Origin of the sequence: Paenibacillus sp. SAFN-117, from assembly GCF_051966115.1 — a bacterium.
Classification (GTDB): domain Bacteria; phylum Bacillota; class Bacilli; order Paenibacillales; family NBRC-103111; genus Paenibacillus_L; species Paenibacillus_L residui.
Window position 1 is genome coordinate 114,978 of sequence record NZ_JBQCLK010000014.1, and the last position, 17,687, is coordinate 132,664.

Genomic DNA, 17,687 nt, shown 5'->3' on the forward strand with positions numbered 1-17,687 from the left:
GCACCAAGGTGACGTTGAGCACGACAACTGAAGGAGCAACAATCTACTACACGACGGACGGCAGTACGCCAACGAGCAACAGTGCCGAATATACCACGCCCATCGAAGTGACCGCAAAGATGACGATCAAGGCAATTGCAGTGAAGTCTGGCATGCTCGACAGCGAAGAGATGGAAGAACAATATACGATTCTATCACCTGATCAAGTAGCGAAACCTGTTGCAGATCCATCAGGCGGTACGGTTCCGTCTGGTACAAGGGTGACATTGAGTTCGTCGACCGAAGGAGCGACGATTTATTACACGACGGATGGCAGCACGCCGACAAGCAGCAGTATGGAATATACCACACCCATTGAAGTGACCTCGGAGATGACGCTCAAGGCAATTGCAGTAAAGGCTGGCATGCTTGACAGCGAAGAGATGGAGGAACAGTATACGATTGCAACGATACCTGCACCGGCGAATTTAACAGCTTCTGCGGCTGATCGTTCCGTTACATTAAAGTGGGATGCGGTCACGGGAACAGGCAGCGTGACTTATGCGGTTTACCAAGCGGAAGGCACATCAGTTCCTGTCGATCCGGCGAACTGGAAGCTCATTCAATCGAATGTGTCGGCGAATTCCTACAATGTCACGGGATTGACGAACGGAACAACGTATGCATTTGTAGTGAAGGCTATCACTGTGAAGGGGGCCAGCGATTTCTCTAATGTAGCGATAGCGACCCCAAGAGCACCAGGAGGTAACAGCGGTTCCGGTGGTGGCGGGGGCGGCCGTGTGTTATCCAACAATGCGGATCTTGCGGATCTGCAAGTATGGGTGGAAGGGAAATTATTGAAACTAAGCCCTTCATTTACTTCTGGAACAACAGAATATACGGCCCGTACAGAAGGCGAACGAATTGAGATTGTGGTCAAAGAAGCTCACTCCGCGGCGAAAGTGATATGGAAGGGCAAGGTAATTACGGACAGTATTCAAGTCGATTTGGAGGAAGGCGACAATACGATTGAGCTAACGGTACAAGCGGAGAATGGCACGAAGAAAACCTATACGCTGACCATTTATCGTGAAATGCCAAAGCCAAATGAACCGGTTATTGCATTTACCGACATCGATGGACACTGGGCGGAGGACTATATCATGCGTGCTGTAGAGAAAGGCTTTGTCAGCGGTTATCCGGACGGCACTTTTGAGCCAAACAATCCGGTTACTCGCGCCGAGTTTACTGTGATGCTGGCAGGTGCATTGAAACTGGAAGGCAACGGTTCTGAGCTAACTTTCACGGATCATGACCGGATCGGCGGATGGGCGAAGCAAGCCGTTGCGCAGGCCGTACAAGCGGGCATCGTGGATGGGTACAACGATGGCAGCTTCCGTCCAAACGCACAGATCACCCGCGTAGAAATGGCTGCGATGATCGCTCGGGCGTTACAACTACAGCTTAACGCTAACGCGTCAACCGGCTTTGCCGATGATGAAGCGATTCCGCAGTGGGCGAAAGGGGCGGTCGAAGCCATCCGCAAACTTGGCATTGTCGATGGCCGCGGCGGAAACCGTTTTGTGCCGAACGAAACGGCTACCCGTGCAGAAGCGACGGTGATGCTGCTTCGGTTGATGGAGAATATCTCCGTCCCCTCTCTCAATGTGCCTGCCAAAGAAGCACCAGGTTCCACGATTTTTTAAAAAAGAGGGATTACACAGCCATCGATTCGATTAGCCATTGTTCAATGGCAGGATATGGAAGGAGGATTGCAGTAATGATTTCAATAAAGTACCCGATCAAGTATGTATCCCCATGGCTGATTGCCATGCTCTTCATCAATCTGATTCTATCGCTGCTGGTTATACCAGCGCCAACTCTGGCTCAAGAATCAGAGACAAATGCAAACCTAGTCGGCGTATTTTCGTTCGGAATGGGTAATCATGGAAAATTAGGACATGGCGATACGGATCGTCAATACACGCCCAAGAAAATCGAGAGCTTGACGGACATTCAGGCGATTGCGGCTGCCGATAATCATTCCCTTGCTTTAACGAAGTCCGGAGACGTATACTCGTTCGGACATGGTTATCATGGCGAATTAGGACATGGCGATAGGGAAGATCAACTCACGCCGAAGAAAATCGAGGGATTGGCGGACATTCAGGCGATTGCTGGAGGATGGTATCATTCCCTTGCTTTAACGAAGTCCGGTGACGTGTACTCGTTTGGAAGCGGTACTTTTGGCCAATTAGGACATGGCGATACGGAAACTCAACTCACCCCCAAGAAAATCGAGGGTTTGTCGGACATTCAGGCGATTGCGGCTGGTGTATATCATTCCCTTGCTTTAACGAAGTCCGGAGACGTGTACTCGTTTGGATTCGGTACGCATGGCCAATTAGGACGTACGGAAGATCAACTTACGCCGAAGAAAATCGAAGGTTTGTCGGACATTCAGGCGATAGCTGCCGGGGGTCATTATTCCCTTGCTTTAACGAAGTCCGGAGAAGTGTACTCGTTTGGAAGTGGTACTTTTGGCCAATTAGGACATGGCGATACGGAAACTCAATTCACCCCCAAGAAAATCGAGGGTTTGTCGGACATTCAGGCGATTGCGGCTGGCTCTACCCATTCCCTTGCTTTAACAAAGTCCGGAGAAGTGTACTCGTTTGGAAAGGGTACGCATGGCCAATTAGGACATGGCGATAGGGAAGATCAACTCACGCCGAAGAAAATCGAGAGCTTGACGGACATTCAGGCGATTGCGGCTGGCTATTATCATTCCCTTGCTTTAACGAAGTCCGGAGACGTATACTCGTTCGGAGGTGGTACTTATGGCCAATTGGGACATGGCGATACGGATCGTCAATACACGCCCAAGAAAATCGAGAGCTTGACGGACATTCAGGCGATTGCGGCTGGCTCTACCCATTCCCTGGCACTTATCATCGAAGCGACACAAGATAGCACCATTCATCCGGACGAGGCGTCGTTCGACAAGAACATCCTGAAGCAGCGAGAGATCGCTGTCACGATGGAGTTGAATGGCAATACGCTCATAGATATTACGAATGACACAACATCGTTATCGGAAGGCACGGATTACATCGTAAATGGCAACATCGTCACCATTACAAAAGAATACCTGGCCAACCTGCCGATCGGTACGACTACACTGATCTTTACGTTCAGTGCAGGAAGCGATGCAACGCTTAGCATAGCGGTGAGCGACAGTACACCTGTCCCTCCAACCGGCTTGCAGGCGACAGCGGGAGACGGGAAAGTAGAGCTGAGTTGGACTGCAATCGATGCGGTCGATGGCTATAACGTCTATAGGCAAGAAGCTGACGAAGGTACGCCTCCCGTTGCCGACCGATGGATGGTTGACAATGATAAGGGGCCGGTAACAGGAACGTCCTATACGGTCGACCATTTAACTGCTGGAAAGTTGTATTGGTTTGCTGTAACGACCGTGAAGGATGAGATGGAAAGCGGCTATTCGGAATCAACGTCCGAAACGCCGTATACAACGGTTGCGGCTGTTGCATCTCCCGGTGCGATCGAGGTTGGCAAGGGAGTCGCACCAGAGAAACTGGAGGCATACCTTCCCGAACATATTCAAATTCAATTAACGAGCTTGCCTGTCACGATGGACGTGGGTGTGAAATGGGATCTGGAGCATGCTGATTATAACCCGGATCAAGCCGGAATGTACGCGATTACAGGGGGGGTGCAATTGCCGGGATATGTTCACAATCCACAACAGTTGCAAGCTGAAATTGCTGTTCATGTACTGCCGAATACGAATGCGAGCCTGAGCGGCATTGCCCTGAACGGAGAACCGTTGGCACATTTTGATCCGGATATTTATACCTACGATGTTGTGGTTCCTTATGCAACGGAGCAAGTGACCGTAACAGCGGCAACTGACGATCCGGCTGCGAACTACGAAGTCGTCAGCGAGGTTGTGCGTGGCGAAGTACAACCGCTGAAGGTCGGCTTAAATCGAATTGACATCCTGGTAACGGCAGAGGATCAACAAGAGAAAGTCACCTATACCCTTCATGTGAAGCGTCTCTCACAAGAAGCGGAGCCAGAGCAAGTATCGAAACCTGTTGCAGAACCATCAGGCGGTGCAGTCCCGGCAGGTACAATGGTAACATTGAGCACGACAATGGAAGGAGCAACGGTTTACTACACAACGGATGGCAGTACACCGAGCCGCAGCAGTGTCGAGTATACTGCGCCCATCGAAGTGACAACAGAGATGACGCTCAAGGCGATTGCTGTGAAGGAAGGCATGCTGGACAGTGAAGTGCTGGAGGAACAGTATACGATTGCAACGATACCTGCACCGGCGAATTTAACAGCTTCTGCGGCTGATCGTTCCGTTACATTAAAGTGGGATGCGGTCACGGGAACAGGCAGCGTGACTTATGCGGTTTACCAAGCGGAAGGCACATCAGTTCCTGTCGATCCGGCGAACTGGAAGCTCATTCAATCGAATGTGTCGGCGAATTCCTACAATGTCACGGGATTGACGAACGGAACAACGTATGCATTTGTAGTGAAGGCTATCACTGTGAAGGGGGCCAGCGATTTCTCTAATGTAGCGATAGCGACCCCAAGAGCACCAGGAGGTAACAGCGGTTCCGGTGGTGGCGGGGGCGGCCGTGTGTTATCCAACAATGCGGATCTTGCGGATCTGCAAGTATGGGTGGAAGGGAAATTATTGAAACTAAGCCCTTCATTTACTTCTGGAACAACAGAATATACGGCCCGTACAGAAGGCGAACGAATTGAGATTGTGGTCAAAGAAGCTCACTCCGCGGCGAAAGTGATATGGAAGGGCAAGGTAATTACGGACAGTATTCAAGTCGATTTGGAGGAAGGCGACAATACGATTGAGCTAACGGTACAAGCGGAGAATGGCACGAAGAAAACCTATACGCTGACCATTTATCGTGAAATGCCAAAGCCAAATGAACCGGTTATTGCATTTACCGACATCGATGGACACTGGGCGGAGGACTATATCATGCGTGCTGTAGAGAAAGGCTTTGTCAGCGGTTATCCGGACGGCACTTTTGAGCCAAACAATCCGGTTACTCGCGCCGAGTTTACTGTGATGCTGGCAGGTGCATTGAAACTGGAAGGCAACGGTTCTGAGCTAACTTTCACGGATCATGACCGGATCGGCGGATGGGCGAAGCAAGCCGTTGCGCAGGCCGTACAAGCGGGCATCGTGGATGGGTACAACGATGGCAGCTTCCGTCCAAACGCACAGATCACCCGCGTAGAAATGGCTGCGATGATCGCTCGGGCGTTACAACTACAGCTTAACGCTAACGCGTCAACCGGCTTTGCCGATGATGAAGCGATTCCGCAGTGGGCGAAAGGGGCGGTCGAAGCCATCCGCAAACTTGGCATTGTCGATGGCCGCGGCGGAAACCGTTTTGTGCCGAACGAAACGGCTACCCGTGCAGAAGCGACGGTGATGCTGCTAAGATTGTTGGATAGATGATAGAGCATCGTGCTGACAAGTATTTCCCTCATCGTCACGAAGTGAAATCAATGTCCGTCCTATATAGACTGGAAACGCACTTGTAATCTGTATGCTGCATGATGACGATCACCGGAAAGCCGTATGAGGGAAAACCTCACGTACGGTTTGATGAGGAGGGGCTGGCTCCGCCCAGCCTTTCACTCTAGCTTCAATGTTTTCAGTTTGAAATGAGTAGATCTTTTTATAATGGTTGCCAGGTTTTTAGCGTTTTCTTCATTGATACATTGATACAAAGGTGAGAAATATATGAAGATGAATAAAAAATTCAATCTGTTATTCGCTATTTTTTGTTATATGGCCATTATACTTGTCGATGGCAGCGTTGAAGCATCTGCTGCTGAGTCGTTTATACAAGGCTCTGGATATGAGCAAGGGAATTATGACCTGGAAGCGATTCAACCGACGGCGTTTAACTGGACGAGACAGTCGAGGTTTTCCGGCAGCGAAGCGTTTGATATGAAATGGTCATTTAAAACTGAAGGACGTGTACGTTCATCACCGGCGATAGCTGCAGACGGTACAATTTATGTCGGCTCAGACGACGGGCATTTGTATGCGTTGACGGCGAGTGGCGAGCAGAAATGGAAATTTGCGATCAATGGTAGTGATTTTGGCAACCCCGGCATTTATTCGTCGCCATCCATCGGAGCTGATGGGACGATCTACGTCGGGGGGGATGACAGTTATTTATATGCGATTCATCCAGACGGTACTTTGAAATGGGATTTGAAAATAGGGTCACTGGTTTTCGTGTCCCCTTCACCAGCCATCGGAGCGGACGGGACGATTTATGTCGCAACCCAGGGCGGTACTTTTCATGCAATTTCCGACGATGGAGACACGGGAAGGGAAAAGTGGGCATACAAAATATCAGCATTTTGGCCGATGATCAGGTCGTCCCCGGTAATTGCAGCTGATGGCAAGATCTATGTGGCGGATTCCGACGGTATTCTCTATGCATTTGAACCGGAGCAAGATGCGGATGATGTCAAGCCGAAATGGACCTTTGAAACTGAAACGGGCAGCGGGATCAGAGCGACACCGGCAATCGGGGATGATGGGACGATCTACCTGGGTTCAGAGGATGGGAATTTATATGTACTGGATTCGTCGGGTCAATTACAATGGAGGTTTGATGCAAAAGATTCTATCTACAGCACTCCGGTTATCGGAGCTGACGGTACGATCTATTTAAAGACTGGTTTGGCGCTCTATGCATTTGCGCCGCAACAAGCGGCGGATGACGTTAGCCCCGAATGGTCAGCGGAATTTGGATATGTTACTTATGCTACGCCGATTGTCGATGCCAATGGCATCCTTTATGTCGGAACTCACGACAGCAATTTGTACGCGATAGATTCAGCGGGCAATTTGCGTTGGTCATTTCAGGCTGAAGGTTCGATTACTTCATCAGCGGCCATCGGTGCCGATGGTACGATTTATGTGGGCTCTTACGATGGACATTTATATGCGATCGGGCAGGTTGATATAGATGCTCCGACTAACGTAACGGCAAATGCTGGAGAAGGGTCTGTGCAGCTTGAGTGGGAGGCGGTTTCTGATGCCTCCGCTTACGCAATCTATATGGCTACAGGATCAGAGCCGCCGGATACGAAGGATTTATCGAACTGGAAGCCATTAAATGACGAGCCGCTTAAGGACACATCATGGCTGGCCGATGAGTTAAAGGCAGGGACAACATATTGGTTTGCTGTGCAAGCCGTTACCGAAGGGAATAGTAGAAGCCAGTTGTCAGAACCGGTTAGCGCAACGCCGTATGCTGTGGTAAAAGCGGTGAATGATCTCAATACGCTTGAAGTAAGCAAGCATATCACGAGCGAGCAACTAGCGCAATATTTGCCAACCGAGGTTTCTTTACAACTGCACAACGAGACATTGGAGCCGGATGTGGGAGTCAATTGGGAAATAGAGAATTCTGATTACAATCCGGATCAATCCGGGACATATTGGATATCTGGAAGCTTGCAATTGCCCGAATATTATCTGAACCCGGATAAATTGAAGGTAAAGCTGCAGGTTCGTGTTTTGCCGGGGTCGAATGCCAAGTTGTCTGAGATTCGAATCAATGGTAAAATTTTAGAAAATTTCAATCCGGATCTGTTTACTTATTATTTGACGGTACCTTATTCAATGGATCGCGTGACAGTAACAGCTTCGACTTACGACTCATCGGCATCGTATGAGGTGATTGGCGGGCAAGAAGCGGTGCTCGAGATTGGTGACAATTCGATTTATATCCAAGTCATATCAGAAAATGAACAGGAGGAGCGCACTTATTCTTTATACATTGAGCGCCTGCTAACGATTGCGGAAATTCAAAGGCCAGATACGATATATGTGCCTTATAACACGAAGTTGCAGGATGTTTCCGTACCCGATTCGGTGTATGTTACGTTGGACGATCTTCGCACGATTGAGGTGCAAGTGAGCTGGAATGAAGTTCACCCTGAATACAATGGCAAGGTGGCTGGTCGTTATGAATTTATAGGCACCTTGCAATTGCCTGAGTGGGTGAACAATCCGCTGAATATCAAGGCGAAGGTAAGTGTGATCGTGCTGGACGAGCGTAAGCGAAGCTCCTCGTCATCACCGTCTTCCCGTACGGATCGTGTTTCCAGCGATGCCAAGCTTTCATCACTGGAAATATGGGCAAACGGTCGGATGTTAACTTTACAACCTTCGTTTGCTCCTGATGTGCATGATTACACCGTATTTACAGATGCAGAGGAAATGGTATTTATTGCTCAAGCAGCGCACGATGCGGCCGAAGTGTACGTTGATGGTGTACTTTTGTCACGCTCGGTGCCGATCAGCAAGAAGCTGACAAGTGGCAACAATGAGTTCACGTTTGTCGTTCGTGCGGAAGACGGTACCGAGAAGCGATATACGCTGACCGTGATTCGAGAGACGGCTACTCATGAATCGTCGATGCCATTTTCTGATATTGCCGGACACTGGGCGGAGGACTACATCATGCGTGCTGTAGAGAAAGGCATCGTCAGCGGTTATCCAGATGGCACATTTAAACCGAATCATCCAGTCACTCGCGCCGAGTTTACTGTGATGCTGGCAGGTGTGATGAAACTGGAAGGTGACGGCTCTGTGTTAACATTCACGGATCACGACCAGATCGGTGCGTGGGCGAAGCAAGCCGTTGCGCAGGCCGTACAAGCGGGCATCGTGGTCGGATACAGCGATGGCAGCTTCCGGCCAAACACGCGGATCACCCGAGCGGAGATGGCGGTGATGATCGCTCGGGCGCTACAACTGGAGCTTAACGCGAATGCGTCAACCGGCTTTGCCGATGATGAAACGATTCCGCAGTGGGCGAAAGGTGCGGTCGAAGCCATCCGCAAACTTGGCATTGTCGATGGCCGCGGCGGAAACCGGTTTGTGCCGAACGAAACGGCTACCCGTGCAGAAGCGACGGTGATGCTGCTAAGATTGTTGGATAGATGATAGAGCATCGTGCTGACAAGTATTTCCCTCCGATTGGGAAGCGATCAGTTCCGACGAATCCGGGGAACAACAGCAGAGCGTGAACAAGGCCATGCTTGCGATGGAAAAGATTGATCTGGGAGCCTTGGAGAAGGCGAGAATTGGACTTTCAGACGGACAATGATGCTGAACTGGCGGGCTCCGCACGTTGGAAAGGAAGTGAAAGGAAAATGAGACCGTTTAAATCATCCGTTCTGTTGGCGGCGTTCGTTCTTTTTTTCGGATGGACCTGGACACAACTGTTTGGGAATGTCGGCATATCGGTTCAGGCCGCCGATGGCGGTGCATTCGCGCCGTTAAGCAGTGATTTTGCCGGCGGCTCGGGCACGGAAGAAGACCCGTATATGATCGAAACCGCTGAACAGCTGGACAAGGTGAGAGATTATCTGGATGCCCATTTCCGATTGGGAGCCAATATTGATCTTTCAACTTACAGTGCTGGAGAAGGATGGTTGCCAATCGCAACGGTATACTCTTCTCCATTTACCGGAACATTTGATGGCAATGGCTATCAAATTACAGGTTTAAAGATCAACCGTGAAGATGAGAACTACCAATCTTTGTTTGGAGTAACGTCAGAAACGGCTGTCATCCGGAATGTCCATCTCGAGGTCGTGGAGATCAAGGGGTATGATTACATCGGCGGGTTAGTAGGGTATAGCTACGGGATGATTGAAAACAGTACGGTAACGGGAACCCTTATTCGAGGAGAAATGAAGGTTGGCGGGTTAGCCGGTATTGTTAGAAATGACGTGATCGGGTCATCCGCCCATATCGAAGTTGTCGGAGAGCGTGAAGTCGGGGGTCTGGCAGGTCTATTTAGGGGTTCGACTGGTAAAAAGATTACGATTCGCGATTCATTTGCAACTGGTGACGTTGCGGGCATAAATAATCTTGTAGGTGGTTTAGTTGGCATAATTTCATCGGGAAATATAGGAAGTGTCAATGAAATCACGAATTCATATGCGACTGGGGAGGTTAATGGAGACCAGCTTGTAGGTGGATTTGTTGGTAAAGCTGAAGCCCTTCCATCTGGTGTGGTCAGAATTAAGAACTCCTATGCGACAGGGAATGTCAACGGTAAGCAATACGTGGGTGGTTTGATCGGATTTAATGTTACAAATGGTTACGATTCGCCAATAAGTTCAGTGATAGAAGTTGAGCATTGTTACGCGACAGGCAAGGTAACAGGTCATTCTGAGACTGGCGGGCTGGTCGGGGCGAATAATGAATATGAAGAAAGAGGAAATATCATTGAGGTCGCCGGCAGCTACTGGTTGACCGATAGCTATACGGATGGTGAACTCCCTGACAATGGAATCGGAATACCTGTGGAAGAGGCGGATCTCCGCGATCCGGAAACATTTAAGGATTGGGATATCACAGAGGGCTGGTACCAGTACGACGGACATCGGCCATTTCTCCAATGGCAAAACCCGCTCATCTCCTGGGCTGCGTCCATTGCAAACGATCAGTTGAACCTTAACGACAAGACCCACATTACCGTGAATACGGAACATCAAAACGGGGATCGCTACAATGCGACAACAACCGCCAGGTATAGCGTTGATCCGGATGACCCCGAAATTGTGCGTGTTGATCCTAACGGGGAGGTCAGCACCGTCAAAGGCGGCAAAGCGACGATCACCGTCTCCTTATTCGACAAGTCCGAGACTCTCGACATCGTCGTGGACAGCGGAAATCCGGAACCGCCGACGATCACCCTTCATCCCGACGGCTGGACCAATGCTGCCAAAGTGGAAGTGGCGATCGACCACAGCGCCGCTAACCCAAGGCAGACAGATGTTCACACGATTCGTGTGAAAGTCGGCGACAAGGAGTGGGAGGATCGTGCATTTAACGGTACACCTATCCGCTTAGAGGTGACGGAAGAAGGGCAAACGAAGATCCAGGCGCAAGCGATGGATGACATCGGCAATAAGAGTACGATCGTTGAGCGGACCGTGAAGATCAGCAGAAGCGGCCTGAAGCTGGATGTGGATTTGTATTTTACCGATAATGACAGTAAAGCATATCCCAGCGGAACGTGGACGAACCAAAGTGTGACCGCAGCGGTTTATGCTTCTCATGACCACGGGATCGCGCTGCGGCCCATTGCATATTCGTTGGATGAAGGAGCGGCTTGGGAGATTTATCATGATCCGCTCGACTTCACAACAGAGGGGCAGTACTCGCTTTGGTTCAGAGTGGAAGATGTATTAGGCAATGAAATGAGCGAGCATGTACTCATCCGTATCGATCACACGAATCCGGAGATCGAATTGAAACCCGACGGCGATGAAACCCTTTCGCGGACCATATCCAGTCAAGTCAACGTGAAGGACGACGGCAGCGGGATCGATGCCGCTTCCCTCCGTTATGTTTGGTCAACGAGTTCAGACCCGTTGGATGAACATGCATATTGGCAACCTTTCATTAACCAAAGCACGTTGAGTCATGCAGACAAAAACGGCGGCGACTGGTATTTGCACATTTACGCCAAAGATCAGGTTGGTCAAGAGAGTTACCGAATATCCCGGCGCTTTCGTTTAGAGCGGGAGCCGGTTTCTTCAGAACCGCCGAGTCCGCCTGTCTATATCCGCTCCGGCAATGCAACACTGAGGGAGCTCATCTTGTCAGAAGGCGCGTTGATACCGGAATTTTCGGGGGACATTACGACGTACAAGGCTTTGATCCCGCATGATGCTGACAGCATCCAGCTCACGATCCGTGCTGCACATCATCAGGCTGGAATCAGCGTGAATGGTCGGCAAGTCCGGAGTGATCAGGGAAGCATTCGCATCCCCTTGCACACGGATACGGATATCATTGACATCGTGGTCACTGCAGAAGACGGAACGCGCAGAACGTATTCCATCACCGTGGAACGTATGCAAGAGGAGATGCCGGACCCGCCTTCCCCGGAGCCGTTATTTGCGGATATTGCGGGTCATTGGGCGGAGCCGTTCATTCAGGAAGCCTATGCAAAAGGCATCATTGCCGGATACCCTGACGGTACGTTTAGACCGGATCATGCCGTCACCCGCGCTGAATTTACGTTGATGCTCGTTCGTGCCTTGCGGCTGGAAGGAGAAGCGGGAGGCGATGCGCCTGCTTTTGCGGACGGGGAGCAAATTGGCGAATGGGCAAAGCAAGCGATTGATTTGGCGGCAAGGGCAGGCATTGTTTCAGGATATGAAGATGGAACATTTCGACCTGGTCGCCCGGTCACTCGTGTGGAAATGGCGGTGATGATCGCAAGAGCAACAGGAGCGGAGTTGACCGACCATACGCACACCCGATTTGCAGACGATGCCCGTATTCCGGCATGGGCGAAAAGTTACGTGGAAGAGGTTCGTATCATGGGCATCATTCACGGTCGCGATCGCAATCTCTTCGCGCCGAATGAGACGCTGACCCGCGCGGAAGCGGTCACCAGTATCCTGAGATTGTTGGAGCTGTTGTCACAATAAGGTTTGGTGCAGAAGCGCTTTTGCTTCTGCACCTTTTTTTTGCGGCGTGCCCAGCTAAGCACGCATCTTCTAGCCGGTGAAAGTCCGGTCGCGGGAAGGGCCAAGCCCCCGCGTAGCTAGGATACCTACGTATGGCGAAATCTGTACGTAGAAGCGTATCGACGAAAGTACCTGTCAGAGGCAGGGCGAGCAACATACCAGGCCGTAACATGAAAGTGAATCCTGCCGCGTCGTCAAAAAGGCCTCGCAAGAGGGAAAAGAGGAAGCCGAGTCCCGCGTACATGGACGAAGGCCATGGAAGCTGCCTAGAACTTGGAGCGGCAGTGAAGAATCCTCCGGCGTAGAGGGAACGGCATGGTATGAAAGAGGATGCAGTGAACTGGGGAGGCCCTCCCCTGCACGGTTGCAGAAACCGTAAAGAGGCCTTCTATAAGCCCCAGAGGTGAAGTGAACGGTCTGCAGGAAGGGAGTCCGAGGGGCTCATAGTACCGTGGAACGCAGGACAACACAACCTGCGGGAGGGAAGGAGCCCTGCTTTGTTCAAGTTTCTTGAGGAGGTACGAGTCAGTGAATGCCAAACGGCTAACAACACCAGAGGAAAACGTTCAACAACTCCAAGGGAAACTCGGTCATGCGGCCAAGGAGAACAAGAAGCGAAGATTTCACGCGCTGTACGACAAGGTCTATCGGGTAGACATCTTATGGGAAGCGTGGCGAAGGGTACGAGCCAACGAGGGCTCGGCAGGAGTGGATGGAGAGACGTTGGCAGACATCGAGAAACAGGGAGAAATGCGTTTTGTGCTTGAATGTCAACGGCTACTGAAAGAAGGGAAGTACCATCCACAACCCGTTAGACGCCACTACATCCCGAAGAAAGATGGCAAACTGCGACCGCTGGGGATCCCGACGGTGAGAGACCGCGTCATCCAGATGGCGACCAAACTCGTCATGGAACCCATTTTCGAGGCGGATTTTCAGGACACGTCTTTCGGTTTTCGGCCTAAGCGGAGCGCGAAACAGGCGTTGGAGCGAATCCGGAAAGCATGCAACCGCAAAGGAAATTGGGTGGTCGACGTCGACATCCAAGGCTACTTCGACAACATCAATCAGGAGAAACTGATGAAGCTGATCGAAATGCGGATCAGTGACAGGCGAATCTTGAAGTTGGTGAGGAAGTGGTTAGGTGCGGGAGTGATGGAAGAAGGAAACATCCGACGCTCAGACTTGGGTACACCGCAAGGGGGAGTGATCTCACCACTGCTGGCGAACATCTACCTGAATTACTTTGATCTTCTGTGGGAACGACATGGCGGTAAGCTTGGGGAACTGACGCGTTATGCAGATGATCTGGTGATCATCTGCAAGACGAAGAAGGACGCACAGCGGGCCTATGAACTCATACGAGCGATTATGGAACGCCTGGAATTAACCCTGCACCCCACGAAAACGCGCATCGTTGGACTTTGGACTGGGGAAGAAGGCTTCGATTTTCTGGGCATGCATCATCGAAAGACGAAGGCCGAAACATCCAAAGGCCAAGTGTACTACACAACCCAGCAGTGGTTGTGCCGGAAGGCGGAAGAGCGAATACGGGAAGGGGTAAAAGAGCGATTAGCTCCGCCAGGTATGCGACGCCTGAGTTTCGAAGAGCACGTGGAGTACCTGAATCCAAAGATTCAAGGCTGGCGCAATTACTACTACACAGCTTACAGCCAGAGGAAGATGGCGAAGTTGGATTGGTATATCCGGCAGCGGTTTGCGAAGTGGTATGCTAAGAAACACAAACGCAGACGATGGTTGAGTTCGCTGCGCGAAGTGAAGTCTTTGTCTATTCAATATGGACTTAAAACGCTCTTGTAATCTGCATGCTCATGATGACGAACATCGGAAAGCCGTATGAGGGAAAACCTCACGTACGGTTTGATGAGGAGGGGCTGGGCCCCGCCCAGCCTTTCACTCTAGCCCGGCATGGGTGCCGTGCTTTAGGGGAAAGTCCCAAGCGGGGGCTGGCGAGCACCTACCGTTAGCCAAAAGTAAGGGTGTCCATCGTGAGGTGGAATCTGAAGGAAGCTGGAGGCAAACACTCGACCTGAGATACACGAATCCAATGTGAGGCTAGTACAGTCGGACGAGTCTGCGAAACAAGGCGAAGTCCTAAGCCGCCAAGGGCTGTATGAGTATATTGGACAGGTGCATGGATGAAAGTACGCATCCTTATCCGGGGAGGCCTGCATGGCACGCCATCTGAGGATGGTAACCAAGGCCGTAAGGTTTTGCTGAGCGTGCAGGAGTCAGCAGAGGTCATAGTGCGTGAGTAAGGGACGCCTGAAAAAGGGAAGGGCCAAACGTCAACTCAGGGATGGATCAGACGTTTTCGAGAACGACGCGTTGAAGCAGAATTCCTATGGAACTCCTTCAGGGAAGTACGGGTGAAGCCCAGAGGACCTTGAAGTGATGGTTAAGCGTCGTCCGGCAAACTCCGAGTCCCATGAGTACTGGCCGCTTATACGACAACAATTATTAGAAGGGGCCTATCAAACGGCACCAGTCCGAAGGGTCGAAATCCCGAAACCCGACGGCGTTGTCAGATTATTTGGCATTTCGACTGTGGTAGATCGCTTTATCCAACAGGCTCTTCTCCAAGTGCTTACTCCTATCTTTGAAGCACATTTTGTCAATGACAATTGAAACCGATCGGGAAGATATAAAGCGGCTTTTTGCTCCGGTTGCACCGGGAATTAAGCTGCGAATTCAAGCATTAAGAGAAGTACATGAGGTAGGGATAACTACACAAGCGTCAATTTCACCTGTACTGCCGTTCACTCCGGATTTCCCAAAGTTACTGGAAGGTATCGTAGATCGGATATGGATAGATACACTTAATATCGGGGATGGTTCGATGGGGAAACACTCTGAACGACTCGGCATGCACCAGTTGTTCAAAGCCTATGGACTTTCGGAATGGTATCAAAAAGATATCCATCTCAGAGTAGAAAAGTACTTTAAAAAACATTCCCTCAAGAAATGATTCATGTTTCCAAAGAAGAAGCTTTTCCGGTCTTTGAGAAAGGTACTTAGTTCAGATGAAACCATACCTGGATACTAATTCACAGGCTATATAGTTTGCCCCTTAAGGATAACTCTCAACATAACTGTCGCAATATAAGCACAAGATAAGACAAGGCTTTTCCAGAAAACCAACGAAATGGAGTTTATACATGTCAGTTTTACGCGATTTCGAAAATGCAGAGCACGCCTTAATTCGATTTCATTCCATCTACCATACTGGAGATGTTTTTGGCAGTAGGAGGGCAGAACAAGTGCAGCTTATTCATTCATTGCATGCAGGGTCGAGCGGTAGACAATGACCAGCACCTATATATATAATGAGTAATCTGAACAACCTGCAGCGCATTAAGCTCTTAACAAATAAAAGAAAGCGACCCGCCAAATTCGAGTCTCCTCCCATACCAATCATGTTCGTAACTTACAAAGTCACAATTATAGTTAAATAACTCAGGTCAGGATATAGCTTTAAAGTGAAGTAATACCGGACTGGAAAACAACATATCGAATTTGCAAACTAAGCAAAAAAATCAATGAATTTCCATAAAATCAAAGTATAATCGGAGAGAATTAATTCCACAGATATTTACATAAGATCAAAAAGCAGTAGAGCCTTTCTTGAAAAGCTTCCTGCTTCTTCTGAACTCTCTTGAATTATTCTTCGGGATCCACCAGTTCACTAGCTTCCACCCTCAACGGGATTTTCTTCACTTTGTTCAGTTTCCTTACATGTAAAGCTGGTTATTGACCGAGATGTAATCGCGACAGCATTAAGTGGCCATTTTTAATTTTTTTCGGCAACAGATACATCCCATCTTTTCTGTAACCGAGATTAAACTCTCGGCGCATGTGGATGATGATCTCGAAATACTCACATTATTTTCCCTCAAATTGATTCATCATTTTTTTGAGCTTTCTGACAAAGCTCAGAACCTCTCTTGTTGGGACCATTTCTTCCATACCTCGCCATTATTATAGCTTATTATGCCAAAGATTTCCACTGTACAGAGAGCTTTCTATCATTATTTTTCATAGAAAGGTCCGATTTTGACTTCAAAATGAAACGGATGATAGAGGGGCATGTCCCCTGCTGTTTTTCTGTACCTTGAAAATCAAATACCATCCATTCCAGTACGTTCCCCGCATGTCTAGGAAAGCCAAATTGCAGGTGCGCCATGACCATTCTGTTTTTTTTTCGATCTATGTTTGAAGTAGCAGGGTGAGAGCGATTTTTGTCCATGCAATAATAAATGGTGGTTCCATTTAAGGCGATGACCCATGCGGGGGATAATGATACTTCCGTCCAGCCACAGCTCTGCTTTTAGGCAGATCACGCAATGGGGGCGGCTTTTGAAGGTAGCGTCAAGAAGTTTGTGTAAGCTGGTAGGGTTATCCATCGGGACGATGGATAAGAAATATTTTTTATGTTTAAGCTCGGTGGAGGACGTAGCCCAAGCGAAGGCGCGGGAAGCGGTTTTTTATTCTACTTCCGGGCCATCATCCGGATAACGTTCCTCAAACAGATCTTGCAGCCTTTGTTTCACTAATGGATCACCGAAACCACGAATGACGCGATGTCCCCACCTTTCGTTATATTCAAGCGCGTCCAAGTAGATAATCTTTTCTGCGGCTTCGATGTTCGTCAGACTGTTCATAGGCCGCAGGCGCTTTCGGAATTCCTTTATCATCCGTTATGGACATAACTGTAGATGCTATAAGACTTGATAATAACTTTGACATTTTGAGTATTAAAGTAGAGTGGGGAACTAAGGAAACTAAACAATCGAATAACATTGCGAGATTAGCAAATTTGTTTAGAAATGAAGGAATTATTACACGTGAGCAAATGAGTTATTTACGCAGTCTACGTGACGAAATTCGCGTTATTATACGTGATGGTCAAGACGAAGTAGTCAAGGAATTGAAAGATATTAGTGCCGACAAGTTAGAGGAACTAAAAAAGACAATCCATGAAAAATATAATCAGGGTACAAATTAGTAACTCAACTTTCGCAGCTTAGATTGGCAAACAAACCCTTGATATAACTGGGTAAGGTGCTCATCCATTGCTGGACTTG

The 17,687-nt window shown here is 49.4% G+C and carries 6 protein-coding genes and 3 pseudogenes; 8 read left to right on the forward strand and 1 reads right to left on the reverse strand.

Annotated elements, in window-relative coordinates:
* The 8 genes and pseudogenes from ACTHRH_RS11500 to ACTHRH_RS11535 all read left to right on the forward strand — a co-directional run.
* Window positions 1–1,685 (forward strand): chitobiase/beta-hexosaminidase C-terminal domain-containing protein (locus ACTHRH_RS11500; RefSeq protein ID WP_440415603.1); only part of this gene is annotated, 1,685 nt, incomplete at its 5' end.
* A gap of 74 nt (window positions 1,686–1,759) precedes the next feature.
* On the forward strand, window positions 1,760–5,509 hold the full coding sequence (locus tag ACTHRH_RS11505) for an RCC1 domain-containing protein (RefSeq protein WP_440415605.1): 3,750 nt from the start codon (window positions 1,760–1,762) through the stop codon (window positions 5,507–5,509).
* 288 nt (window positions 5,510–5,797) lie between these two features.
* Window positions 5,798–9,031 carry an S-layer homology domain-containing protein gene (locus ACTHRH_RS11510; RefSeq protein WP_440415607.1) on the forward strand — a complete coding sequence of 1,078 codons (3,234 nt, stop codon included), beginning with the start codon at window positions 5,798–5,800 and terminating at the stop codon, window positions 9,029–9,031.
* Between the two features lie 209 nt (window positions 9,032–9,240).
* Entirely contained in the window at window positions 9,241–12,543 is a 3,303-nt protein-coding gene (locus ACTHRH_RS11515) for an S-layer homology domain-containing protein (RefSeq protein ID WP_440415609.1), read from the forward strand.
* A 567-nt stretch (window positions 12,544–13,110) separates the two neighbouring features.
* Window positions 13,111–14,403: a group II intron reverse transcriptase/maturase gene (ltrA, locus tag ACTHRH_RS11520; RefSeq protein WP_055107312.1), complete on the forward strand. Its 1,293-nt coding sequence runs from the start codon at window positions 13,111–13,113 to the stop codon at window positions 14,401–14,403.
* A gap of 594 nt (window positions 14,404–14,997) precedes the next feature.
* A pseudogene (locus ACTHRH_RS11525) lies at window positions 14,998–15,216 on the forward strand (group II intron reverse transcriptase/maturase); the annotation flags it as partial.
* A 4-nt stretch (window positions 15,217–15,220) separates the two neighbouring features.
* Window positions 15,221–15,571 carry a hypothetical protein gene (locus ACTHRH_RS11530; RefSeq protein WP_050954049.1) on the forward strand — a complete coding sequence of 117 codons (351 nt, stop codon included), beginning with the start codon at window positions 15,221–15,223 and terminating at the stop codon, window positions 15,569–15,571.
* Between the two features lie 196 nt (window positions 15,572–15,767).
* A pseudogene (locus ACTHRH_RS11535) lies at window positions 15,768–15,860 on the forward strand (GTP cyclohydrolase); the annotation flags it as partial.
* A 1,227-nt stretch (window positions 15,861–17,087) separates the two neighbouring features.
* Here ACTHRH_RS11535 and ACTHRH_RS11540 read toward each other — a convergent pair.
* Window positions 17,088–17,300: pseudogene (locus tag ACTHRH_RS11540) on the reverse strand (IS256 family transposase); the annotation flags it as partial.
* Between the last annotated feature and the right edge of the window lie 387 nt (window positions 17,301–17,687).